The 24,086-nt window shown below is 38.7% G+C and carries 20 protein-coding genes; 10 read left to right on the top strand and 10 right to left on the bottom strand.

Going from position 1 to position 24,086, the window contains the following annotated elements; genetic code table 11:
* Positions 1–10: 10 nt before the first annotated feature.
* Both BTO08_RS06500 and BTO08_RS06495 read right to left on the bottom strand, forming a co-directional pair.
* Positions 11–3,103 carry an efflux RND transporter permease subunit gene (locus tag BTO08_RS06500; protein ID WP_105060376.1) on the bottom strand — a complete coding sequence of 1,031 codons (3,093 nt, stop codon included), beginning with the start codon at positions 3,101–3,103 and terminating at the stop codon, positions 11–13.
* 1 nt (position 3,104) lies between these two features.
* Positions 3,105–4,256, bottom strand: a complete 1,152-nt coding sequence (locus BTO08_RS06495) for an efflux RND transporter periplasmic adaptor subunit (protein ID WP_105060375.1) — start codon at positions 4,254–4,256, stop codon at positions 3,105–3,107.
* A gap of 134 nt (positions 4,257–4,390) precedes the next feature.
* Here BTO08_RS06495 and BTO08_RS06490 point away from each other — a divergent pair, with 134 nt between their 5' ends.
* The 4 genes from BTO08_RS06490 (at position 4,391) to BTO08_RS06475 (ending at position 6,942) form a co-directional block, all read left to right on the top strand.
* Positions 4,391–4,999 (top strand): TetR/AcrR family transcriptional regulator, encoded by a 609-nt coding sequence (locus BTO08_RS06490; RefSeq protein WP_105060374.1) that lies wholly within the window; start codon positions 4,391–4,393, stop codon positions 4,997–4,999.
* Positions 5,000–5,023: 24 nt separating this feature from the next.
* A complete protein-coding gene (locus BTO08_RS06485; RefSeq protein WP_105060373.1) occupies positions 5,024–5,626 on the top strand; it encodes an HAD family hydrolase in 603 nt (200 codons plus the stop codon).
* Positions 5,627–5,680: 54 nt separating this feature from the next.
* Positions 5,681–6,148: a hypothetical protein gene (locus BTO08_RS06480; protein ID WP_105060372.1), complete on the top strand. Its 468-nt coding sequence runs from the start codon at positions 5,681–5,683 to the stop codon at positions 6,146–6,148.
* A 95-nt stretch (positions 6,149–6,243) separates the two neighbouring features.
* Positions 6,244–6,942: a hypothetical protein gene (locus tag BTO08_RS06475; RefSeq protein ID WP_105060371.1), complete on the top strand. Its 699-nt coding sequence runs from the start codon at positions 6,244–6,246 to the stop codon at positions 6,940–6,942.
* Between the two features lie 31 nt (positions 6,943–6,973).
* Here the strand turns inward: BTO08_RS06475 and BTO08_RS06470 are convergent, their stop codons facing one another.
* Positions 6,974–8,914, bottom strand: coding sequence for an FUSC family protein (locus BTO08_RS06470; RefSeq protein WP_105060370.1), 1,941 nt, complete (start codon positions 8,912–8,914; stop codon positions 6,974–6,976).
* A 211-nt stretch (positions 8,915–9,125) separates the two neighbouring features.
* On the bottom strand, positions 9,126–9,491 hold the full coding sequence (locus BTO08_RS06465; RefSeq protein WP_005367461.1) for a hypothetical protein: 366 nt from the start codon (positions 9,489–9,491) through the stop codon (positions 9,126–9,128).
* A 290-nt stretch (positions 9,492–9,781) separates the two neighbouring features.
* Between BTO08_RS06465 and BTO08_RS06460 the strand changes: the two genes are divergently transcribed.
* Positions 9,782–10,063: a hypothetical protein gene (locus BTO08_RS06460; RefSeq protein WP_005367462.1), complete on the top strand. Its 282-nt coding sequence runs from the start codon at positions 9,782–9,784 to the stop codon at positions 10,061–10,063.
* Between the two features lie 108 nt (positions 10,064–10,171).
* Positions 10,172–10,753: a glutathione peroxidase gene (locus BTO08_RS06455; protein ID WP_105060369.1), complete on the top strand. Its 582-nt coding sequence runs from the start codon at positions 10,172–10,174 to the stop codon at positions 10,751–10,753.
* 62 nt (positions 10,754–10,815) lie between these two features.
* Here BTO08_RS06455 and BTO08_RS06450 read toward each other — a convergent pair whose 3' ends face one another.
* Positions 10,816–12,318 (bottom strand): alanine/glycine:cation symporter family protein, encoded by a 1,503-nt coding sequence (locus BTO08_RS06450; protein WP_105060368.1) that lies wholly within the window; start codon positions 12,316–12,318, stop codon positions 10,816–10,818.
* A gap of 571 nt (positions 12,319–12,889) precedes the next feature.
* Positions 12,890–13,903: a ribonuclease T2 family protein gene (locus BTO08_RS06445; protein ID WP_105060367.1), complete on the bottom strand. Its 1,014-nt coding sequence runs from the start codon at positions 13,901–13,903 to the stop codon at positions 12,890–12,892.
* 556 nt (positions 13,904–14,459) lie between these two features.
* Between BTO08_RS06445 and BTO08_RS06440 the strand changes: the two genes are divergently transcribed.
* From BTO08_RS06440 to BTO08_RS06430, 3 genes are all read left to right on the top strand, one after another.
* Positions 14,460–14,765, top strand: a complete 306-nt coding sequence (locus BTO08_RS06440; protein WP_005367470.1) for a hypothetical protein — start codon at positions 14,460–14,462, stop codon at positions 14,763–14,765.
* Between the two features lie 567 nt (positions 14,766–15,332).
* Positions 15,333–16,205, top strand: coding sequence for an ABC transporter ATP-binding protein (locus BTO08_RS06435; protein WP_105060366.1), 873 nt, complete (start codon positions 15,333–15,335; stop codon positions 16,203–16,205).
* The gene (locus BTO08_RS06430) at positions 16,202–17,035 is read left to right on the top strand and encodes an ABC transporter (protein ID WP_105060365.1); all 834 of its coding nucleotides are present in this window, start codon (positions 16,202–16,204) and stop codon (positions 17,033–17,035) included. The genes BTO08_RS06435 and BTO08_RS06430 overlap by 4 nt, the downstream gene beginning before the upstream one ends.
* A gap of 126 nt (positions 17,036–17,161) precedes the next feature.
* Here the strand turns inward: BTO08_RS06430 and BTO08_RS06425 are convergent, their stop codons facing one another.
* The 4 genes from BTO08_RS06425 to BTO08_RS06410 form a co-directional block, all read right to left on the bottom strand.
* The gene (locus BTO08_RS06425; RefSeq protein WP_005367479.1) at positions 17,162–17,365 is read right to left on the bottom strand and encodes a hypothetical protein; all 204 of its coding nucleotides are present in this window, start codon (positions 17,363–17,365) and stop codon (positions 17,162–17,164) included.
* Between the two features lie 329 nt (positions 17,366–17,694).
* Complete coding sequence (locus tag BTO08_RS06420; RefSeq protein WP_105060364.1) at positions 17,695–20,547, bottom strand: Hsp70 family protein; 2,853 nt, start codon at positions 20,545–20,547, stop codon at positions 17,695–17,697.
* Positions 20,548–20,698: 151 nt separating this feature from the next.
* Positions 20,699–22,534, bottom strand: a complete 1,836-nt coding sequence (locus tag BTO08_RS06415; protein WP_105060363.1) for an Hsp70 family protein — start codon at positions 22,532–22,534, stop codon at positions 20,699–20,701.
* On the bottom strand, positions 22,534–23,202 hold the full coding sequence (locus tag BTO08_RS06410; RefSeq protein ID WP_045127347.1) for a DUF2760 domain-containing protein: 669 nt from the start codon (positions 23,200–23,202) through the stop codon (positions 22,534–22,536). The genes BTO08_RS06415 and BTO08_RS06410 overlap by 1 nt, the downstream gene beginning before the upstream one ends.
* 455 nt (positions 23,203–23,657) lie before the next feature.
* On the opposite strand from BTO08_RS06410, the gene BTO08_RS06405 reads away from it, so the two are divergent.
* Positions 23,658–24,014: a YajD family HNH nuclease gene (locus BTO08_RS06405; RefSeq protein WP_005367488.1), complete on the top strand. Its 357-nt coding sequence runs from the start codon at positions 23,658–23,660 to the stop codon at positions 24,012–24,014.
* The last annotated feature ends 72 nt before the right edge of the window (positions 24,015–24,086 follow it).

The following is a 24,086-nucleotide window of genomic DNA, read 5'->3' as shown; positions in this document are numbered from 1 at the left end:
TTTGTTTTTATTAGGCTGTTTGTAATGGCATTACATGTTGCTGTTTACGCTTCATTAATAGTGTAAAAGCAGCAGGTACAAAGTAGAAAGAAAGTAATGTTGTTAATACTGTACCGCCTGCAATGGTAACGGCAAACGGAGGCCAAAAACCACCACCTTCTAACATCAGAGGAATAAATCCACCAACGGTTGTAATCGTTGTTGATGTTATATGTCGCGTACAACTCATTACGGCAATATGAATAGCCTGTTTATCACCATTTAATGCGTTAGGGTCTGCTTTTAGCTCGGAAAGAATGACAATAGCTGCATTGATCGCCAAACCAATTAAACCGAGTAAGCCAATAATGACCGTAAAGCCAAACGGATAATTAAACAGCCATACTGAGAGCAGTCCTAGCCCTGATGCCATAAAGCCAACAGTAAAAATGATCAAACTTAATCTAAAGGAATTAAATGAGATCACAACCACCATGATCATCAGTGTAAACACCATGGATAGATTGGCGATGAGGTTACCAACAGACTTATCTCGCTCCGCAGATTCACCCCCAATTTCAACGGTATATCCGGCGGGTAATGTCGTCATGTATTGATTGAGCTTTACTTTAAATGCATTCAATGCTGTTTGCGGCAAAACACCTGCTTCTAAATAACCTTCAATAACATTAATTCGTTGACCATTTCGATGCGGTATTGCGCCACGTGTTGGGGTCAGTGATAGATCAGCTATGGATGAAATAGCAATACCTGAAAACTGATCGCTTGCATGGTTATTAACTACAGGAATATGAAGGTTTGCTAAGTTCGTCATATTTTCGCGGGAGAGGTTATCCACTCGAACACGAATAGGGATTGCTTCTGCACCTTCGATAATATTGCCGTTAGTGATCCCAATCAGTGATGCTTGCAAGAGATCCGCGATTTCAGTGAGGTTTAAACCACTTAATTGGCTAGCTTGTTCATTTACATCCACACTAACTTTCGGTAAACCTGATAATAATGTCTCACGGGTATGCGTGACATTTGGCGTACTCGCCATCAATAAACGGATATCTTCACCAATGGTTTTTAGTTTATCAAGGTTATTGCCGTATAAACGTACTTCAAGTGGCGCATTAAACGGTGGGCCTTGTTCTAACTTACGTATTAAAATTTGTGCCTCTGGGATCGCTTTATCTAATTGCTTTTGCAGTTTAGGGATCAGCGTATTAGCAACTTTAAAGTTATTGGTTTTGATCATCGCCTGAGCAAAGTTAGGTGTGCCTTGTTGGTTAGCGACCATGTTGTAGTAAAACGAGGGAAAATTAGTTCCAATTAACCAATTAACTTGTTCGATATCCTGATATTCATTAAGCAAGCGATCGATTTTTTTCGTGGTTGCTTCCGTTGCATTAATACTCGCTTGTGGCGGTAAGAAAACTTGGATCTCGAACATATCGCGATCAGAAGGTGGGAAAAATTGTTCGGTTAACTGAGATGCACTCCAGATACCAACAAAAGGTAATACTGACATTGTAATGAGCGCTAATAACGGACGCTTAATTGCCATTTTTACGGTATTGCCAAATACATTCGCAAGCCAAGGTAGGGTTAAGCCTGTTTGGTACCATGCATTATGTTGGGTTTGTTTAGGAAGCCAACGCGCTGCGAATCCTGCAACCAGAGTATGAGCAATAAGATAAGAACCGATTAGAGAAAAAGATACGGTGATAGCAATAGCACCTACAAATTCACCGGCAGGACCTGGCATTAGGAAAATAGGGGCAAAGGCAAGAATGGTTGTTAGTGTTGAACCGAGTAATGGTATCCATAAATGCTGAATAGCTTTTAAGGCTGCATCGATTCGTTCAAGACCTTTCTTACGATAATGTTGAATAGTATCTACCATTACAATCGCATTATCGACCATGATCCCAAGCGCAACAATTAACCCCGTTACCGACATTTGGTTCATCGGTAACCCCGTAAAATGCATTAAAGCGAGGGTGAATAAGCAAGTAAGTGGCAATGATAGTGCCACAATAAACGCAGAACGGATCCCAAGCGTAATAAATAATACGATTAAAATAAGCGAGAAGCCGAGCAATAAATTTTGGGCTAAATCAGTAAGACGAACTTGGGTATAACCTTGTTGCTCAAAGATACGATTGAGTTTTATATTACTCGGAAGCTCTTGTTCAAATTGAGTCAGAAAGTGATTAACGCTCTTTGTCCATTGATCAACGCGTAGATGAGGCTGCATACGCGCAGCAACAATAACTGCGAGCTTTCCATCGATAACAGCTATCTCAGCTGCTGGATTTGTTTGCTGACGTTGAATGGTGGCAATATTTTCTAACCGCACAAGATGACCGTTACTATCAATAGTGATAGGTACTTGTCTTATACGGTCGAGTGAGTCTAAAGAATCGGCAATTTCTAAACTAAATCGGCTTTGTCCATTTACCAGTTCACCTGCAGCATTTTTTGCATCTGCACCTTGTATGGCAGAAGAAATAGAAATAGCTGAGCGTCCTAATGCACTAACAGCAACAGGATCAATTTTTACCACCACTTCTTCTTCGGGTAAGCCATATTCATCAACAAACTCTGTACCATTAAGTGCACGTAGGCGGTTACCTAGTTCAATGGCATAACGGCGTAGAGTGAGTAAATCTGTGGGAGAGCGACCTTGCCAAGTAAGCGCGGTAATGACGGTAAAGGCATAAGAATGATCGCTGTCTAAATTAGGAACAGAAGCACCTTCTGGTAGGTTCGGTGTGATATCAGAGAGTTTATCTCTTGCATCAGACCATACTGGTTCTGAATCGGTAACGCTGTCTTTTAGTTCTATACTGACAAGCGAAATACCCGGACGAGAAACCGATGTAATGTTATTAATATCATCTATTTGTCGTAGTTTATTTTCAATTTTTTCGGTAACGAGCGCTTCAACACGTTCAGCAGTTGCCCCCGGATAATGGGTTATAATTGAAGCGTTACGATTATTAATAATTGGGTCTTCAGCTCTTGGCAACGAAGATAAAGCAGAAAGACCACTCACGATCAATAAAGCGACAGCCAAAACCAGTAGGCGGGTATTAGAAAGAATACGTTTCATTTTAAGCCCCATTATCATCAGTTAATGCTGGCTTGGTGGCTGTTTTTTGTTTCGGTGTTACGCTTGGGGTTATGGTTACGATTTGACCTGGTACTAAACGATGTAATCCCGTTGCGATAATCTGTTCGCCTTCATCAACGGCACCTTGAATGTAGGCTTTGTCATTTGCAGCATAGAGGAGTTGTACTGAGCGTCGTTCAACTTCCGGCCCCGCACCATTTTCAACAACCGCAAAAATATTCCATGTACCGCGAATACCATCAGTTAACGCAGATAAGGGAACCCAAAACCCTGCTTGCTGTTGTGTATCGTTGTAATTGAGATACGCCAGTTCACCATTAATAACATTGGCATTCGTTGGTAATGAAAAACGGAAATTTATTGCACGACTATTAAGGTTCACGGTAGCACCCGGATTGAGCAAGGTGACAGGGTATGTGTCTTTGCCCACTCTTACTGTCCATGCTTTTTGTTGGGTCACGCTTTGTACCTTGTCGATAGGAATACCGATATGTACTTCTTTGTTTTTATTCGCCAGCAGGGTAACAGTAGGAGAGCCAGCGTTTACAACATCACCGTGGGAAACATGGCGTGCGCTGATGACCCCACTGTAGGGTGCGATAATAGTGGATTTAACTAACCGTAGTTGGTTTGCAGCAAGGGTCGCTGAGAGTTGACGATAATTCGCTTGCAGCTCTTTGCGTTGGCTTGTCAGGCTATCTATATCCGATGCCGCGCTAAAGCCTTTGGATTTAAGTGATTTTTGTCGTTTTAAATTAGCATTAACTAATTCAAGTTGCGCTGATATTTGAGCTTGTTGGGCTTTTAATTGGTCGGCTTCAGTAGCAAGTAATAAAGTATCAAGTGCTAAAAGAGGATCACCTTGCTTAACCGTGTCACCCACATTGACATAAATACTGTCAATTTTACCGCTAAGCTCAAAGCCAAGGTTGGCCTGTTGACCTGCTTGAACAAAGCCGACGTATTCACGCTCAATCGAAAAATCTTGTTGTTGCTTGAGTTGATGAGTGTCTACATTAAGCAATTGTAATGATGCTTTATTTTCCTCTTTTGCTGGTGCATCACATCCAGTTAGCGTAGCTGTACTCATTATTACATATAACGCTAAAGAAGATTTGGTTATCCGTTGCATTACTGGCTATCCTAATATTAAACTAGACTGACAAGTCCATATGATTAAAAAGTATACCATTCAAACTGGACTGTCTAGTTTGATTGTGTGTATTTATGTAAATAATTAGCATTTATGTGCTCGTAGGTGGAAAGTTGCTAACAGCAAGAAGTCAATTAAAGAAACAACAAATATTAGATGCTGCTACTGAGCTCTTTACTCAACATGGTTATGCGATTTCTATGGATAGCATTGCATTAGCTGCGAATGTTTCTAAACAAACGGTTTATGCGCATTTCAAAACTAAAGATGATCTGTTTGAAACTTGTATCCGTGCTAAATGTATGGAAAGCCAGATGGATAATTTACCATTGGATGATGGAAGAAGGCCGCGAGATGTATTGTGTGATTTTGCCAAACGTTTTCAATCGATTTTACGAACAGAAGAAGCTATCCTGACCTACAGAACGGCGATTCGTCAGTTAGAATCGCATCCTGATCTGGCTAAAGTGTTTGTCTCAGCCGGACCTGAAACTACCATCGAAATGTTGGCTCAATACTTATCTTTTCAACAACAACAAGGTGTGTTGAGTTTTCCAATTTCAGCCTCTGATGCAGCGATGCAGCTATTATTAATGCTACATGGCCGGATGGTATTTCTAGCGCAACTAGGTCAACCTTGTGATATGACAGAGCAAGAAAATGATGCTTATATTGAAAGCTGTGTTGATTTGTTTATGACAGGTTACGCTGCAACAAAGTAATGATAGAGAAGGGATTTGTAACTCATGGATATTAGTAAATACAAAGCAGTCATTTTTGATATGGACGGAACCTTAGTGGATTCTATGCCAGCACATATTTATGCTTGGCAACTCACGTGTGAAGTACACAATATTCCTTTTGATCACGATTGGTTTTATACCATGGGCGGATCACCAACCTTAAATACGGCAAAAGCCCTCATTGAAAAGTATCAGTTAGATGTAGATCCTGTTTATCTTGCTGAATCAAAACTCCATCACTTTGATGATATTACACATAAAGGTGAGGTGATAACGGGAACTTTCGAAGTATTAAAACATGCAAAATCTAAAGGTATTCCAACCGCGATAGGTACAGGATGTCAGCGTCGCCACACAGAAGAAATTTTAACCAGCGCAGGCTTAATGCCGTATCTAGATGTTATTGTCACTGCCAATGATGTTACACAGCATAAACCGCTTCCTGAAACGTTCTTATTAGCGGCACAAAAGTTAGGTATTGCGGCACAAGATTGCGTGGTGTTTGAAGATACTGAATTAGGTTGCCAAGCAGCTAAAGCAGCAGGCATGGACTGCTATCTAGTGGCTGGTGGAGAAATGAAAGAATTCCGCTCTGTAAATATGTAGTGTTAACTGAAGATCAGTTATGCTTGCGCGCCTACTAGTTTAATACCGACGATTATGACTGATAAAAAATCAACGCATCAACGCGGAACACATAAACCGCACCCAAATAAAGGCCAGCCTTATACTATTTCTGAAACGCGATTTTGGTGCCAGCGGTTAGCAAAAACAGCGATTAGAGCACTGCATATTTTAGGAGTTGCAGTGTCTAGTGCTGGCTTTATGTTTGATGTTGATAAATCGATTTGGCTCAATTGGTGGCTATTAGCCATGATGAGCGGTGTTACTATGATGTCGCTAGAAATTTATCGTTCAAAACTATGGCTCATTCAGCTTAAGGGTATTTTAACATTTGTTAAATTATTCATGCTGTTATCTATTATTTGGCTTCCTGCACATCAAGCACATATTTATATTACAGTGATTTTACTTTCAGTCTTTATTGCCCATGGTCCAGCAGGATTACGTCATTATTCTATCTGGCACCGTAAACGTATTGATGAGAAAAAACAGTTGAATGGATAGATTATTGCAACTGTGCATATAGCAATAAAAGCAAGGATGCTGAATTAGACTTACACTAATAGGAGCGAGTGTGTTGTTATCAATAGGAAGGCATTATGGGACACCGCCACATTGTATTTTATTCTATTGTCATCACTGTAATTGCTCTTGTTGTGTTTGGGGTAAGAGAACAGGAAGTACATGAACAAAGTATTGACGAGAAGTTAGCGTCCGCGATAAAAAAACAGATCTTACCCTCAGATAAAACCTTACCTAATACTGATCAGAAATTACCTTATTACCTCTACGGGCGAGCGGATTTAAATAATAACGGTAAAGAAGAAACCTTTGTGCTTATGCAGAGCGAAAGCTATTGTGAGAATAATGAGTGTAAAGCGTATTTGTTTGATGACCAATATAAAATAATGGCAAAGTGGGAAAAAATTCAACAACCTGTGTTGGTAGGTGATGATACGAATAACGGTTGGAAAGATATTTTATTAACATCTGATAATCAAACGTATCTCATTAAATATGTAGATAAAACCTATAATGAAAAGATAACGACAGCACCTAAATATACGGATAAAGCACAAGCATTAGAAGCCGTAGGATTAGCAATAGATAGTGAATATTATCAAGCTAACGGGACTAATTTAGAGCTTGATTACAACCAGCCGATTTTTGATTGTCAAACCTGCTATTTATTTAGTTATGAAGAACTTGATAATGCTAACAGTCAGCAACATTACTTAGCAGTGAATGTTGCGACTGGCAGCGTAAGAAGGGTGAATGACTATCAAAATAAACAGTGAGAGTAGATTTTTTCTGAACGGTAAACCTAGCTTACTTTAATGGAAATGCTTGTTGATAGCATAGCCACAACTCTAATTGATTAATATCTTCTTCAATTAATGAACATAGCATATCAGCTGAATGTTCATAATTATCAGTATCAATTTCAATTGGTTGATTTATCTCATAACGATGTGGGAATCGTTTCTCTATATCAGAAAGCTGTTTAATCCACTTCTGGGTATAATTATTATCATCAGGTGTATTCAGTCCAAGTTTGGTTGCCAATAAAAGCGAATCACTTAAACGGCGTAAGATAACCAACAAACTTTTCCAATCTTGAGAGGTACGAGGGCTAAGATTCGGCTCTTTGAGCAAATTAAATATCTCACCTTTAAGGACATAATAATTGTCCTGTGCTTTATACAGGTTTAGTTTCTGCTCAAAGAGAGGCTTATTTAGTACTGTTACGTACAAAATTTGTGAGCGTATCATGCGTGCTATATAGAGATCTAACCAACGCATTGTCCAACTTGGCGCGACAAAATAATTAATAGAAAAGGCAATAGTCACTCCAAATAAGGTATCAATGATACGATAAAACGTCACATAGGTATTATCCGGTGAGAGTAAGCTGATAGAGAATACAATCATCGATGTTAACCAGAATACGTGAATGTCATAGCGCTCTTTATGGTATGTCGTAAAAGCAAAAAAGACAGAGATGCTGGTTAGTATAATCAAGTGTTGATTCGGGAAAAAATATAAGCACACAAAGCTATATAAACCGCCTAATGCAGTACCATAAAAACGATGCCAAATGCGGTGGTTAGTTACACCTATTGACGAGGTGAGTAATACAATAAAGGCTGTTAATGAGATCCAATAGCCTTGAGGGATTTGATAGAAAATCGTTAAAAATTGCGTAATCGCTAATGTAATGGCTATTTTACCACCGTGTCGCCATTCTTTAGATTTAAGGTGTAAAGCATGTTTAAAATTACGTAAAAAGGACACCGTATCTGAGGTGAAAAGATAAATATTTTTACTGTAATCGAGTGTAGAGAAGGTTGAAAAGTTATAACAGCGTTTAAGTTGTTCTAATAAATCAACAATGTATTGGTTATTTTTATGCTCGTTGACATCAAAGATCGCTGTAATTTGCTGATGTTGTTTGATTTCTCTCGCAGCTTGTTCAATCCAATTAGATAAACGGCTGCGCGTATTTTCTTGTAAATTGAAACTTAAAATACGCTCAAGACTAATTACATATTCAGCAACTTCAAGTGAGCGTTGTAAATCCATTCGTACTTGTTCTGTGCGTTTAGCTGAAGTAATTGAATTACTGTAATAAGCAACCTTACGTGCACATAGATAAAACTGCTGTCGTTTCTCTTCTAAAACAGATTCATCATTCGTTAAACGTACTGTATTTAGCCAGTCAGCAAGAGTTAACGTCACTGAATTTATATGATTTTGTAAAATACGTCCTTTGAAAAAAGGCCATAAGGTCAGTGACGTTAGTATTACACTTCCCGCCGCAAACAGGTTAGCGATCAGAATAATGAAAAAGGCATTTTCAGTGCTCGCAAAGTGAATGGACATAATGTAAGTAAAACCAAAATTATAACCAAACGAACGAATATGCGGACGTTGGTTAGACATCAAGCCATATACAATTGCAATGCTACATAATGTAAGAGAGCTAAGCCATAAGTTATCAAAGACACTAAAAGCTAGGTAGGTTGATAAAGCGGTTAAAAGGACTGAGATCGATAAAATTTGTAAGCGCTTTAAATAGGGGAGATCGCGTGCTTGAGTGCCGAGTAACCAAGCGGTGATGAGTCCTGAGATCCCTGCGGCGGTAAAACCAAAAAAATAGAATAAGCCGAGTGACATCACCATTGGAATGGTAATGCGAATAGAGTCAGGTATATCTGCCGCGTTAGAAAACCAACGAGACCATAGAGAGCGAAGAGAGTGCTTTTTCATTAGTTACAGTACAAACGCAAGAAATATAGAAATGAGTCAGTATAAAACCCAAAGTATTCGCAAAGGGTATATTAGGCGTAATGTATGCCTATAGAGGAAAGCTGACAAGAAGATTTACAGTATAAAGTAGATTTAGTGCTTATTAGTTAAATATTGCTGAATATAGCAGCAAATAAAGCCCTTGATACAAGGGCTCTAGACATTGGTGAGGTTAAGCTGATTTTAAGAGTAGTTGGCCAAGGTAGTTCATCGAAAATGCAGCATCTTGTGCCGCGGTATTAACTTTAGCTATGTATTTCTCAGCTCGTTCTGGATCATCTTTTAGGCTAGCTTTAATCTTGTTGATCATTTGCTCTGCCATTTCAGTTTTTTGCTTACAATCATTAAATAGCGCAGAAATAAAAGAGATTTCAATTTCACCGCCTTTTGCGAACAACTCAGCTGCAATGTTATAAACTGTATGGAATTTGTTCGCAGCATCTTTTTTATCTGCTTCAACTTCCGATTCCCATTCAGATGACCAAGTCTTAAAAATAACGGCAATCTGCGAATTAGCGGCGATTTTAATTTGTTGCATATTGAGTTCCTAGCGTTGTTCGATAAAGCATAATAATTCAGCTTAATTACGGATAAAAGCCTTTCTTACCTAAAAGCAAAATCGATGGTAGATCTCTTTCTGATTTGTTTGATTGTTAGCCATATTTGCTATTAATAACCAATTATTAGCAGATTTACATCACATTATTTATATTAATTTGCACTTTCTTGTCATTTCTATTGTGAAAAAGCTTGCTTGCGACACTGTAACGTTTTAGCTTGAAGTTAGCCGATAATTTATATTAATGGCTGAAAGCTAAGGAGGAACTTATGATTCAAGTGAACTTCGATTTAGCAAAAACGGCGTACAATAAAGTGCTTAAATACCCATTTGGAGGTGAATTAGAGCAACATGAATATTTAGCACTCCGAGTATTTCGTTGGGATCTCGCTCGTGCTGGAATGCAAATCGATCGTGCGTTTGATTTGCGCTTAAAACGGTGCGGTTATCGAAATATTGCTACGCAGCCAGCTAAAGCACATCGACCATTGCCTGCTTGTGTTATTGACAAGATGAGTGAGGCGTGGAAATTTCAAAACGGTTATATCTAATGTTTTATTCTCTTCAATAGTGGCTAAAGAAATAAACTTTCTTTAGCCCTTTTTCGTATTATTGGTCAATTAGCAAAATAATTAATTGATAAATAGAAGGGAAATAGCATGCAAGTGGTTAGCAATAATCGTTTTATCTTACGACTTATTTTATTAGTCAGTTCGATCCTTTTTACTTCTCTCGTTACGACATCCGCGAATGCTTCGAGTTGCCCAACGCTCTATCAATCTTCTTTAAAAAAACTCAACAGCGATGAGTATTATGACTTTTGCCAACATTTAACTGGGAAAGTGGTATTAGTGGTGAATACGGCTAGCCAATGTGGTTTTACACCTCAATTTAAACAGCTGGAAGAATTATATAAAACGTATAAAGACAGTGGATTGGTGGTTATTGGTTTTCCATCTAATGATTTTAAACAAGATAGAGGCAGCGATCAGCAAACGGCTAATATCTGTTATAGCAATTATGGCGTAACGTTTCCTATGATGACAAAAACAAGTGTTAAGGGAAGTAAGGCCAATCCATTATATAAACATTTAATCGCACAGTCTGGTAAGTCGGTTGGGTGGAATTTCCAAAAGTATTTGTTAAATAAACAAGGGCAAGTAGTAGGCGTATTTCCATCAAGCCTATCACCAACAAGTAATGAGATGGTTGCTGCAATTAAGCAACAATTGAAGATGTAATACCGTATCCATAAAAAAGCCAGGATTGAATATCAATACTGGCTTTTAAAAATGATTACAGATTATTTAGCGAAATGGTTACCGTGTTTACGGCGCGCTTTCGCAATTGTATCTGGGTGCCATGCACCATCAAGATCTTCAAGCTCTGGGAATTTAGAACGGTCAAACTCAGGTGTTTTTCCTTGTTTTAGCTGGTGCTCGTAATCTTTAATAACGCGGATAGCTAATTTTGATAAGAAAATTAGCGCTACGATATTAACGAACGCCATTAAGCCCATCGATGCATCAGCTAAGTTCCAAACCACTGGTAGAGAAGCGACTGAACCAAACATCACCATGCCTAGTACACACAAGCGGAAAAGCATCAGACCTTTTTTGGTATTACCATTTAGGAACATGATGTTTGTTTCTGCGTATGAGTAATTTGCAATAATTGATGAAAAACAAAATAACAAGATTGCTGCGGCAATAAAGTATGTTGTCCAGTTACCTAATTCGTTAGAAAGTGCGGTTTGTAATAAGCTAATACCTTGACCCGCATTTGGCATATCCATTACACCTGAAAGCATGATCATTGCAGCAGATGCAGTACAGATAACAATGGTATCAACAAATACACCGAGCATTTGCACGAAGCCTTGTGAGGCAGGGTGGTTAGGGTTTGGTGTTGCACTTGCTGCGATATTAGCAGCCGAGCCCATACCTGCTTCATTTGAGAACAAACCACGTGCAATACCTGTTTGCATTGCTTGTGAAATTGTAAATGCGACACCGCCAGCAGCAGCTTCCTGCCAACCAAATGCACTTTTTACGATAAGAGAAAGAACAGCAGGGATTTCTGTGATATTCATTATTACGACGATAACAGCAATAGCGAGGTAACCAATTGCCATCACTGGAACAATTTTAGCTGATGCTGAAGCAACACGGCGAAGACCGCCCATAATAAAGAAAGCAGAAAAAATGACGAGTACGATGCCTTGAGTTGTTTCATTAAAACCAAAAGAGTGGTGAAGCGCATCTGTAATCGTATTTGCTTGAACTGCGTTAAATACAAAGCCAAACGCGATAATTAAGCAGATAGAAAATAGCGTTCCCATCCAACGCTTGCCTAAGCCTTTTTCCATATAATAAGCAGGGCCGCCACGGTATTGACCGTCAACGTCTTTTACTTTGTATACTTGCGCAAGCGTTGATTCAATAAACGCGGTTGCCATACCAAATAAAGCAATAACCCACATCCAGAAAATAGCACCAGGTCCACCAATGCTTAAGGCTACTGCAATACCTGCCATATTACCGGTACCAACACGCGCAGCCATTGATGTACAAAATACTTGGTATGAACTGATTCCATTTTCAAGTTCACGACCACTTTTAAGTACCTTAATCGCATGTCCGAATTGACGGATTTGTATAAACCCTAAACGTAGAGAGAAATAAATACCCACACCTACGAGTAAGTACACTAATACCTGTCCCCACAGTACACCATTGATTGAACCAATGATTGCTAACAGACTATCGTTAATAGTTGTAAGCAAATTTTCATTCGTAGAATTCATAATTTTTCCTGTAAATAAAACTTAATCATCAAGATAATTAAGTGAATAGGAACATTCATATTTAGTGAGTGTTCTTAATTTATCGGCTTGTATGATGATATTTTTTATAATTAATATTGAATGAATATTCTATTATGAACATATCACAACCATCTAACATCTCACCGACTTAGCTGCTCTAAAGGCGATGCAAGGTAGCACGAATCACTAAAAATCCAAGCGGATTTATATCACAAAAAAAGAATCAAATCTATGTAACGTGTTACATTCCGTGCTTTATTATAGTGTTTTTGTTCTTTAAATCAATTGGTTATATTTTTATGCTCGGTCATGTTGAACTTACTCAAATAAACGCTGTGCATTATTATAGGTTAAGAATATTCAAGTGTTTTTAACTTTTCAGTTGGTATTTTATATTTTTATAAAACGCGAGATAAGAGAATTAACAGTTGATTGAGATGATTTTAAACGGAGATAAATAGTCATTACATTATTATATTGAATAGTATTTACACAGCTTAAAAATAGAAACAAAAAAGTAAGGGATAAACAATGTTTATCCCTTGTTATATTACTTACCAGAATCTTCGATATAAATCATTTTACGGCAGTTTCCGTAAAATGCTCTGCCTTTAGGACCTGCATTGAGTAAATCAACAATCGGCTTACTCAAATCGATGTCTTTTCCTAAATTAAGACGTACTTCATTAAGGTATTTACCCTGAGTACAAGATAAGCTGATCCGATCGACGGCATTACTACCAAAGCTGGAAACGAGTTTTTTCTTGAAACTAGATACAGAGACATTACGACCAATATTATCTTTAATAAATAGTCCGATAGGAGAGGCGTCTACTTTTTCAACCAGTTTCGTTGCTGTTATAAAGTAGTCGTTAGCATTACGTGTTTGACAAGTACCATGCTTCTTCCACTCATATTCACCAAATTTTGTTTGATAGTAGAAGTTAGGCATCCACGGCGCAATTTGGTTTATGGTATTACGAGAAAGGTCTAATCGAGCGTAACGATCACAGTAACCATAGGTGGTTCCACAACTTGCTTTATTCGGCCACAGGCCGTGCAATGTTAGGTTGGTGATTTTTAACTTACCATCGTTAATTGCATTACATTCAGGCTTTGTACCTTTATAGCTAAAGTGCTCACAAAAACCTGGCTGCCAAGTAAGAGCTAAGACATAAGAATCAAAATCTCCCACAGTGCTGCAACTTTTACGTGAGTTCGAATATTTGTTGTCATGCTTTTTGGCTGGCTCGGTGAGATTTTGGCTTAAATTAACAGTACCACAGTCTTTACTTACCCAGCGAATAGCAGGCTTAGCATCAGGCACAAGAATATGAACCCAGCTATAGTCGCGTTCATTGAGTGCTTTTATTTGATATTGTTTACCGACAATAAGTTTAGTGTCATCAGGATTCGTTTGCTTACGAAAGGATTGGAAGGCTTCGCAATTTTGTGATGCAGTAAAACCACCAGATGTTGAAATAGAGGCATAAGAGCCAAAACTTGAGAAAGAGAAAAGTGTACCTAAGCAAAGTGCTGTTAGTGTTTGTTGATGTTTACGCACAGTAAAACCTATAACAAAGATGATATGGCGCTAACTATAGTCTATTATTTTATAAACCTTAATAGTTGTGACTTTTTGCAGTTGTAAAAGTCAGATTTTAGGTATCTACAAGCCCTCTTAGACAAATTTCAATTGAAACATTGTGATAGTGAAAAATATGAATATGTGATTTTGGTTATAAATATGAGTTAAGAGTCATTATAGTGCCTTTTTTTTTTGTACAATTCGATAAAGGGTCTGTTCGTTCTAGGCTCCGAATTAAATTTTTACTTAATTATGTATTCACAATCATCACAACAGAGAGTAATATCTGTCCAAGTAACACTCCCTGTTATACGAAATTGTAAATTTCAATTATAATTAAAGAATCAGACCTACTTGGTGAACAACTCATTGGTGTTTACAGTTATCAGCCCACGATTCTTTGTTGGGATGTTAATATCATTAAGACTAAATATGTAGAAACTAATGCAACATCAAGCTTGGTATTAGTAATTTTACGAATAAATGATACGGTACTTTCTACCGTAGCGAATTTGTGTCCTCGAGGTAATTAATGGATAGTTTCGCAGCTGCAGAAAAAGCGCTGAGTGCAATGTTAAAAAGTGTAGAAGAGACGGGCGTTGTTAAAGAAACACGTGTCGACTACCGTCAGATTTTGATTGATTTTGCCGATGAAGTCCCTGGTCGTCAAAAAGCAGTGATTAAAAGAATTCCACTCCAAAAAATAAACAATCTTATTGCTGTTCTGCATGAATTTAAACAAGAATCACGCCATACGCGTATGATTGAAATATTAGCCATGATGGAAAAAGATAATGTTTCTCCTTATGAGCTATTAGATGATGAATATGAAGATTAAACAGTAACAAGCAGTTTATTGATTTATAAACAGAATTATAATTATATATAGAATATACAACAAGGTTTGTATCGTCTTTTATATGTAAATTATATATCGCATTCCTAATAGATTGCTTTATTACTTTAAAATTGCTGTCGTATACAGAGTGTGCTCTTATTCAATACTCTGTGTACGCTTGTTGATGCTGTCTATAAGCCTATATATTGCTTTAAACTGCTATTATCGCGATATCTCTTTTAATATAAAGATGATTCCGCATTAGTTAAATAATCGAGAAAAGAATAGCTCTAAGTTGTTAATGCTATTTACTCTTATGAAAGTGTTTTATATTTAGCACTTTGCATAAGTGAGATCTTTTATTACTAACCTGAGTTCTATCAACCTTTTATCCTCATATATGTCACCTAAATACAAATACTGTTCAGTTTTTGCCGGTTTTTTATAAAAATGTAACTATACAAAGCCATTCTCTTTATAACAGTTGTTCCTTGCCGATCTTCTCGTTACTCTTACTACAAACAAGCCAATAATAACCGTTATTAGGTATTTCCAAAGGAAACGGACGTGAATAAAAGCTATGTAGATCTTACATTTATCTCAGCCCAACACATCAGTAAAACGTACCAAAATAATGAAGTATTGAGTGATATTAGCTTTGAGCTAAAATCGGGACAGATTTTAGGCTTACTTGGTCATAATGGCGCAGGAAAGTCGACATTAATTAAAGCTATGCTGGGTATGCATAACCATAGCGGTGAATTAACTATTTTTGGTTTATCACCACAAAAACAACGGGCAAAAATTGTAGAGCGTCTTGGCTATATATCTGATGTTGCAGTATTACCGGAATGGATGACCGTTAAGCAAGTAATGAAATATGTACAAGGTGTGCATCCTTGTTATGATCAACAAAAGATGACAGCGTATTTAGCCCAGACCAATATTTCATTAAAAAGTAAAATTGCTGCGTTATCTAAAGGAATGAAAGTACAGTTGCACCTTGCGCTAGTAATGTCGACAGATGTGAATGTTTTAATTCTTGATGAGCCGACGCTAGGTCTTGATTTAATGTACCGTGAAACCTTCTATCGTTATTTAATGGAATGGTTCCATGACGGTGAAAGAGCGTTGATTATTGCAAGTCATGAAGTTGATGAAATAGCTCATATGCTGACAGATGTGTTGGTGTTGAAAAAAGGGCGATCTGTATTACAAGGACAACTTAGCGATTTATCCGAGCGTTTTGATATCCTTTCGGTTGAAGATCAACATATTGATCAAGCTAAAAAGTTAAAACCGATTAGCTGTAAAGCAGGTTTAGGCCAACACCGTTTATTGTTTGAAAATATTTCACCAACTGAATTAGCAATGTTAGGTACAGTTACTAAGCCAAGTCTTGCTGATATATTTATTGCCAAGCAACAGGAGGCTTTATGAACCCAATAAAAGCATTGTTAACTAAAGAATTGCTTGAGCATAAGCTTGTCACTCGTTTGCCACTGTTTCTTGCTGCTTTTTCGATTATTTGCATCGTATTAATTATAAGTAATAGCCACAATTTATCATTTAATGTGCAAACATCTGGGCTTGAAAATTGGTCGCCAAATTTTACTGATAGCGATTCATTTGCGGGTATTGTTGGGGTAATTAATTTTATGCTGGCAGGGTTGGTGACGTTAGTTTGCTTTTTTACCTATACAGCAAGAACATTGTCGAAAGAGAGAAAAGAGGGCAGTTTAGCTTTTTGGCATTCAATGCCGGTGACGGATGCTAAAGCGATAGCTGTCAAACTTGTTTTTGCCTTAGTTATTATACCGATCATTGCTTCTTTCTTATTGTTGTTTGCTGATCTAACCGTTTGGTTTGTCGGACAATGGTTTATTCCACAAAGTTTATTAGCGGATTACTCAGTTAATCTTGTGGCATTGGGTCAGCATTATGTTGAATTTATATCGACAATGGCAGCCATGAGTTTAGCGTTATTGCCTGTCGCTTGTATTATATTCTTTATTTCTCAATTTAATGAACATCCCTTAATTACAATATTTGTGATTATCATACTTATTAAAATAATGGGATCTATTGTTTTTAATTCAACAGCCATTGGTGATTGGATAAGTCAAGTCAACAATCTGTCAATTAATATATTAATGAGTGATCATCCATGGGGAACATTATTGGCAATAGGTACCCCAACATTAATGGGATTATTCATTATTGCGGTTAGTTTCTTTGTTCTTACTGTCAGATTTAGATCCGGTAAATAAAGAGTGAGCAATAAAAAAGGAGAGTTGATACTCTCCTTTTTTATACTCACCGGTATTAAGCTTTCGTTTGTTTTTTTATCTATACAGACATATGTATGGGAAAGCTTATTATTTCTATAATGCAGATTAAGCTGCTGTTACAGATTCAATGTACTTTACTTCATTTTTATATTTGCGCACGTTACGTGATAATGTGCCTTTAGGAAGTTCGTAACGTTTTTCAGCCTCATAGCTTGATAGGCCATCAAAAACAACGGCAGCTACAGCAACACGTTGATTTTCAGACTTAAAAATACGTTGTGCGATGATGTGGAATTGAGAATTATTCATAGCGACTTCTACTCTTCTATATATTTAAATGTCTTTATTGAGGGGCTAAAAGCAGACCTCAATAAGCTTTACTTGTTAATAAAACAAGCAAACAAATGCTGTTAATAAGACAATAACAAGATTAACCTTAACAGAAGATTAATAGGTTAGGCTTTCGTTATTAAAAGTAGATATTGATTCAGAATTTTAATGGATTCTCTTTGTTTATTTATATTTATCAACGAATAAGTAATAAAAAACAGATGTTATATTTCAAAAATGATTAAAAGGATGAGTAAAAAACTCATCCTTTTAATTAAAACTAAGGTTCAATTTTACTAATGAGTAGATTAGCCAATTAACCTTAAACCATTGGGTAAAGCATCACCAAAGACGCGTTTGGTTTCATCTTCAGTTAATATTTTAATTTCTGATACCATTTCAATCCAGCTTTCAGGTGCACGACTTGCTTTAAGCTTCTCAATAACTTGCTGTCGTAAATCATCATTAATATCTAAGTTACGATCACCTGTTTTACGTGTCATCATAACAGCCGCAAAGCCAATATAGGGTTCTTTACGCCAATCATAATCCATCAACTCTGGTAAACAGAATGAGATATGTTCTGCCGATAGAAGATTATGAGTTGAACCATAGAAAGGCGTACGTGTAGCAATACGGCCAATCGCCCACCAATGTGCTTGTGCGTATTGAGCTTTCTGTAAGCGCCCAAATAGCCACTCAATAAGCTGAAGTTTTTTGTCAAAGGGCAAATGTTCAAGCGAAGCGGCTAAACGAACCATGTCTTCATAACTACGTTCTTGAAGTTCTTTATTCAGTTTGGCATTACGACTTGCACCAGGAGTGATGTATTTAGCAATGTCTTTGTAGATCACTAATTGTTGCTCTTGGGTTAAACCACCGGCAACACGACGCCAGAAGGTCCACCAGTCACACCAAGTTTGGGTATTAGATTCAAATTGAATACCTTGCTGGTACAACGCCCAAATTTCATTCATGCGGAAATCATCGGCAGGGTAGCCAAAGCCTGGACGCATGGTAAAGCCTATAAGTTTTAACCAGTTACGCTCATGAAGATCTGAACGACGTCGACGCTTTTTACTTTCTAACAGAGCGTTTGCTAATTCACGTAAACATGGGGTTTCCCAGTTATCACGTTTTCCCAGCATTTTATCCAGATCGTTACGCAACGTTTTCGCCGCTTTACTGTTATCGCTATTCTTGCTACCACCATAAACTTTTTTGATAGCATCAATGGCGTCATTCATTCGTGGAGGAAGCTCACTTTCAGCAAGGGTGCTGTCGACATCACCACGATGTAATTTCGCGAGATCTTTTCGGACCGCAAATTCAACTTTCCAGCGTTTTTGGGGATCCGCAATGCTAACCGCTTCGATCTGAAGCGTGCCGACTTCAGTTAGCTGACATGCTAAGGTTACCTCTTCACGATCTTTCTGGTTTGCTGCTAATTCACTACGATCTCTTTCACTATCAAGAGTCGCAATAAACGGCGGTAAAGTAACAAAACCATCACCGATAATATCAACCAGTTCACCGACTTCTGAGTATTTCTCATCGGTAGTAGAAACAAGATTAAAGCGTACGGGTTCACCCAAAGTTAAAGCAAACTTACGATGGGTTAAATTCACTTCAGTGCTTTCTTCAATACCTTTAGGTAGTAAACAAATACCTTGCTTAACATCTTTATTTTGGCCAATAACAAGGAAGAAAGAACGGGCAGAGCCACCGCCAATTTTTAGCTGTGCGCCATGACGTGCTTTGGCATAAGCAACAGCACCAAATGCAACCGCAAGATCGGGGTGTAGGTTTTTAAGCTCTGTAATATTGTTATCGTCGCGCCATGATGAAATTACGCTAAGTGTGCGTTCTGTCAGTAATGGGCTGTTAAAGACACCGCCATTAAGCAGAACTGCAACAGGGATCGCGGGTTGATCCGCACTTATAGTAATGCCGTTTTCGCTAAAAGCATCACGACAAACATGATCGTGAAGATCGATAAATTGTGCAATATGTTTACTAATAGCAGGATCTGCCGCATAGGGTAGACCAAATTCGACCATCGCAGCTTGACGTTGGCTTGGTTGCTCGCTGTATGCTGTCATAGGGAAGAAACCGTCAAGCGCAATGCGATGCACTTCGTCACGATTTAACTCAATACTTTTGGCACCACCAATCAATCGTGAGCCGCTACCAAGCATAGTCACTTTTGCTGTATCTGGCGCATTACCTGATAATAAGCTTTCTTTCACTTTACGTGTTTGCTGGATAAGCTTTGATAAAGCAGATTGACTGAGTTTGTTTGATTCACCGTTCAGACGCTGCTCGGCAACATGAGCAAGGGATAAATCAAGGTTATCACCACCAAGCATTAAGTGATCGCCAACACCTATACGATCAAGGGTTAGTTTATTATCTTTGCTACCGACTTTTATTAAGCTTAAATCGGTTGTACCACCACCTACGTCACATACCATTAAGAGTGGTATGTCTTTTAATAATTCATCAGCGTTATCTTTATTTTGCGCGTACCAGTCGTAACATACTGCTTGCGGCTCTTCTAGCAGTAAGACTTTTTTTAATCCAGCTAACTCTGCTGCTTGTAGTGTTAACGCACGTGCGGCTTCATCAAATGATGCAGGCACAGTTATCACTACTTCTTGATCGGCAAGCTTGGCATTCTTATGGTGATAATCCCATGATTGACGAACATGGTTTAAGTAACTGGCACTAGCAATGACAGGAGAAACTTTCTTAACATCTGATTTAGATGCGGTTGATGACCAAGGTAAAATAGCTTCGTTACGATCAACGTTGGGATGAGATAGCCAGCTCTTAGCACTCACCACTTGGCGACCTTCAACTTTTGCACCCAGCTCACGCGCTAATTCACCAATGATCACGGTATCAATTTCGCCGTTAACCGGTTCAGGGTTCCATGGTAAGACTAGTTGCGTAGCATCCATTTCACCTTGAGCGGGGTGATAACGGAAAGAGGGCAGTAGAGGTTTACGAGCGACTTCGCCCGGTGCAATGAGTTGATCGATATTGAAAATATGCATTGGGCTATTTTCAAGATCATCTGTAATTTCAGCGTAAGCTACAACGGTGTGCGTTGTCCCTAGGTCGATACCGACTAAATAGCGAGGGGAAGATGAAGGCATGACGACTCCACAAAGTAAAATAGGAAAATAGACAAGTGGGAATAAATGAAAGCCCTACAGAAGGTAGATGATTGTGTATTGTTATAACTATAAACCCACAAGTATGTATATAGATAAACGGCGCATCAAAAGATGCGCCGTTAGTTCGATATTAGCTTTCGCGAACGTCGAATTCTACTTGCCATTTCTGACCGTTATCAGTCGAAATTGCTTCAAGACAAAGTGTCCCTAATTCTGTTACGCGTGATGCTAGCTTAACAGGAACCACTTCACCTACGGTACGACCATCAGATACTGGTAGTGTCATTTGAATAGATGGTAATTCTTCCATCTCTTCAGGTTGCCACCAATCAAGATGAGTACCAGCAACATCATCACGGCGTACTGTAGAACCGAAGAACTTGAACTGTACTGGTTGGCCGATGATTAAGCCAAACTCTTGGCTTGGTACGTTAGCTTGAGAGCCTTCTTCCATACCAAATGGTGCGACACATAGCGCTTCAAGTGGCGGCTCCATGCCTGGGATTGCAGGCATAGCACTTTCAATGCCGACATAGTAGCTACTTGCGATACCGCCACGGATACGAACGCCTTTACCTTGGCGAACTGAGCCGTAGTAGGACGCGCCGCTTGCAACAGCTAAATCAAGATCTAAACCTTGAAGTAATTTAGCTGGCTCTGAACCACCTGTAGTTAACCAACTATTAATGATACCTAGTAGGCGATCAGATAATAGGTTAGATTTTAAAACACCACCGTTGAACAAAATTGCAGTAGGACGGATGAAGCCGTCATGCATTTGTTCAAATTGCTCAAAAAGCTCATCAACCGCTTGGCTTTGACGGCTAAGGAAACTTGCTACATGGCGAGATACCGCCGCATCTTGTGCGTAAGGTAAGCCCATTTGGGTTAATGCGCCGCGTGCTGCTTGAACTGGGTGCTCTTCAACAGATGTTTGTGGGAAGAAACCTTCAACAAGTGTCTGTTGTACTTCTTCTTGAGTCAGTTCAGTTTGAAGTGTGCCGCCAAGTAGTTTAGAACCACGACTAGGAACAACAATTGGCATTGCTTGTAATTCAGCATCATTAAGTAATGCTTCTTTAGCATCACGACATGCATGCGTAATCGCCAATACTTGCCAAGGTTGTAACTGTTTGCCTTCTTGCGCTAGCTTCATCTTTAAACGATAAGCCAGAGCTAAGTCCATGTTGTCGCCACCCAGCAGGATATGATCGCCAACAGCAACACGATTCAGAGTAAGGTTGCCGTCTTCTTCAGTTACAGCGACTAACGATAAATCTGTTGTACCACCACCGATATCAACCACGAGGATGATATCACCAACGGATACTTGATCACGCCAGCTTTCATCGTTGTTTTTAATCCAGCTATATACTGCCGCTTGTGGTTCTTCAAGCAATGTAAGGTGCTTAAAGCCAACATTACGTGCTGCTTCTGCGGTTAAATCACGCGCTGCTGGATCAAACGAAGCAGGTACAGTAATCGTTACGTCTTGATCAAAAATAGGCGTTTCAGGATGCTGGAAGTTCCATGCATCAGCCATGTGCTCAAGATATTGTTGTGTGGCTTCAAGAGGTGATACTTTGATCACTTCTTCAGGGCTATTCAATGGCAAAAATGCATCGCGACGGTTTACGCCGCCGTGACATAGCCAGCTTTTCGCACTAGAGATAAGACGGATAGGAGTCTTACTGCCTAATGAACGTGCCATTGCACCCACAATCGCATTCGGTTTTGCATTCCAAGGAAGTGCAGTATCACCTTCAGCCAGTTCAGATTCATGTGCTTGATACATGAATGATGGGAGCTGGTTCTTTTCTTCCACATTACCCGGATTAGTTAATTGTGGGATAGGCATAACCGTTACATCAGCATTCTCATCTTGAAGATCAACATAAGAAAGTACGCAGTGTGTTGTACCTAAATCGATACCAACGCTGTAACGGTGTTGTTGTGTGTCTTGCATTATAATTCTACCTCAGCGGCTGCGATGATATGTGCATCGTGGCCTTCTGCCAATTTAGGCAATTTAACTTCTGTTACTTTCCAGCCACGGTGGATCAAAGTTCCGTTAAATGGTGCTTCACCAACCACATTACCTGTTAGGCGAACTTCAGATGCGTTGAAGCCTTGTGGTAGGGTAATACGTGTCTCTTCTTCTTCAGTGCGAACTGGCGCAAAACTGAAGTATTCATTTAATACTTTATGACCGCCTTCATGAATAACACGTGCTGCGGCACCGATATCTGCGTCAGCATAGCCTTTAAGATCTTCTTGCATGAAGTCGATAAAGCGAGCTTCTTGTTGAAGCAGAGAAAGAAGTTGCAATGCAGCATCAGGCGTCGATGTTTTTAGCTTAGGTTCAACTTCAACCTCAACGATTTTTTCAACAACTTTTTCAACTTCGACAATTTTTTCGACGGGTTTTTCGATAATCTTCTCAACGATTTTCTCAACCGGTTTTTCAACTTCGACGATTTTCTCTACTTCGATTTCTTTTTCGATAATCTTTTCAACTTCGACTGGCTTACCTTTTTTCGTTAGGTACATAACCAATAGAATTAGAACTAGAGCGCCTAACCATGCGTGACCCATGTCGATAGTAGTTGGCACAGCCGACAAATCAACGTGCATCTTAGAAAAATCAAAAGCCATATTTGTTTACTCTTAGCGGTTAAAGGGCGATTCGGTTAAATATTAAGTGTGAATCAGCTTCAAATAATTAGTCGAATATTAACATAGACGTATGCAAAAGATGCCTATAAGAGCGTGTTTTTTTGCTTAAAAGCCTGAACAAACGGTCTCTTAGCCTAATTTGCAATCAATATATTACGTTAAATACTAGTGTATTTAGCGTATTTGACACATCGATGATCTGACATGTAGCTAAAATGGGGATGCAAGGTGACGTTTTCAAGCTAACTGATTGTATTAAAAAGGTATGGTTTAAATTCCGATAACAAGGTCATTAATCTTAAAATAATTGCTTGATATAACCACTTTGGTGGTGGTTCAATACAGCAAAATTAGTACTAAAGCATGATAGCTCTTAAGTGTATGGGCTGTTGTGTTAGAAAATAGGTCAAGATATGTCATCTGATTTCTACGGCACCAGTGCCGCTTATGCGCGTAAAGAAGCGGGTTACCGTGAAAAAGCATTAAAAATTTACCCGTGGGTATGTGGTCGTTGTTCTCGTGAATTTGTATATTCAAATCTGCGTGAATTAACCGTTCACCACGTAGATCATGATCATACTAATAATCCAGAAGATGGCAGTAACTGGGAACTACTTTGTTTGTTCTGTCACGATCATGAGCATGAGAAATACACTGATGCGGATAACGGTCAAAGTAGTGTGATCCGTGCTGGCGAAAATGAGCATGAAGCTGCTACGTTCAACCCATTTGCAGATTTAAAAGCAATGATGGAAAAAGGCAAAAAGTAATAGCTTGCTTGTATCCGTTAGGAAAGATAAAGGGACGATAATTCGTCCCTTTATTGTATCTATCGCTTAGGA

This window comes from Photobacterium angustum (assembly GCF_002954615.1).
Classification (GTDB): domain Bacteria; phylum Pseudomonadota; class Gammaproteobacteria; order Enterobacterales; family Vibrionaceae; genus Photobacterium; species Photobacterium angustum_A.
The sequence above is the reverse complement of the archived record's forward strand: the minus strand, read 5'-3'. Positions and strand labels throughout refer to the sequence as shown.

What these genes read in the sequence shown, in the direction of transcription:
- BTO08_RS06500 (WP_105060376.1), bottom strand. Translation starts at nt 3,103, where the DNA reads ATGAAACGTATTCTTTCTAATACCCGCCTACTGGTTTTGGCTGTCGCT.
- BTO08_RS06495 (WP_105060375.1), bottom strand. Translation starts at nt 4,256, where the DNA reads ATGCAACGGATAACCAAATCTTCTTTAGCGTTATATGTAATAATGAGT.
- BTO08_RS06485 (WP_105060373.1), top strand. Translation starts at nt 5,024, where the DNA reads ATGGATATTAGTAAATACAAAGCAGTCATTTTTGATATGGACGGAACC.
- BTO08_RS06480 (WP_105060372.1), top strand. Translation starts at nt 5,681, where the DNA reads ATGACTGATAAAAAATCAACGCATCAACGCGGAACACATAAACCGCAC.
- BTO08_RS06475 (WP_105060371.1), top strand. Translation starts at nt 6,244, where the DNA reads ATGGGACACCGCCACATTGTATTTTATTCTATTGTCATCACTGTAATT.
- BTO08_RS06470 (WP_105060370.1), bottom strand. Translation starts at nt 8,914, where the DNA reads ATGAAAAAGCACTCTCTTCGCTCTCTATGGTCTCGTTGGTTTTCTAAC.
- BTO08_RS06465 (WP_005367461.1), bottom strand. Translation starts at nt 9,491, where the DNA reads ATGCAACAAATTAAAATCGCCGCTAATTCGCAGATTGCCGTTATTTTT.
- BTO08_RS06460 (WP_005367462.1), top strand. Translation starts at nt 9,782, where the DNA reads ATGATTCAAGTGAACTTCGATTTAGCAAAAACGGCGTACAATAAAGTG.
- BTO08_RS06455 (WP_105060369.1), top strand. Translation starts at nt 10,172, where the DNA reads ATGCAAGTGGTTAGCAATAATCGTTTTATCTTACGACTTATTTTATTA.
- BTO08_RS06450 (WP_105060368.1), bottom strand. Translation starts at nt 12,318, where the DNA reads ATGAATTCTACGAATGAAAATTTGCTTACAACTATTAACGATAGTCTG.
- BTO08_RS06440 (WP_005367470.1), top strand. Translation starts at nt 14,460, where the DNA reads ATGGATAGTTTCGCAGCTGCAGAAAAAGCGCTGAGTGCAATGTTAAAA.
- BTO08_RS06430 (WP_105060365.1), top strand. Translation starts at nt 16,202, where the DNA reads ATGAACCCAATAAAAGCATTGTTAACTAAAGAATTGCTTGAGCATAAG.
- BTO08_RS06425 (WP_005367479.1), bottom strand. Translation starts at nt 17,365, where the DNA reads ATGAATAATTCTCAATTCCACATCATCGCACAACGTATTTTTAAGTCT.
- BTO08_RS06420 (WP_105060364.1), bottom strand. Translation starts at nt 20,547, where the DNA reads ATGCCTTCATCTTCCCCTCGCTATTTAGTCGGTATCGACCTAGGGACA.
- BTO08_RS06415 (WP_105060363.1), bottom strand. Translation starts at nt 22,534, where the DNA reads ATGCAAGACACACAACAACACCGTTACAGCGTTGGTATCGATTTAGGT.
- BTO08_RS06410 (WP_045127347.1), bottom strand. Translation starts at nt 23,202, where the DNA reads ATGCACGTTGATTTGTCGGCTGTGCCAACTACTATCGACATGGGTCAC.
- BTO08_RS06405 (WP_005367488.1), top strand. Translation starts at nt 23,658, where the DNA reads ATGTCATCTGATTTCTACGGCACCAGTGCCGCTTATGCGCGTAAAGAA.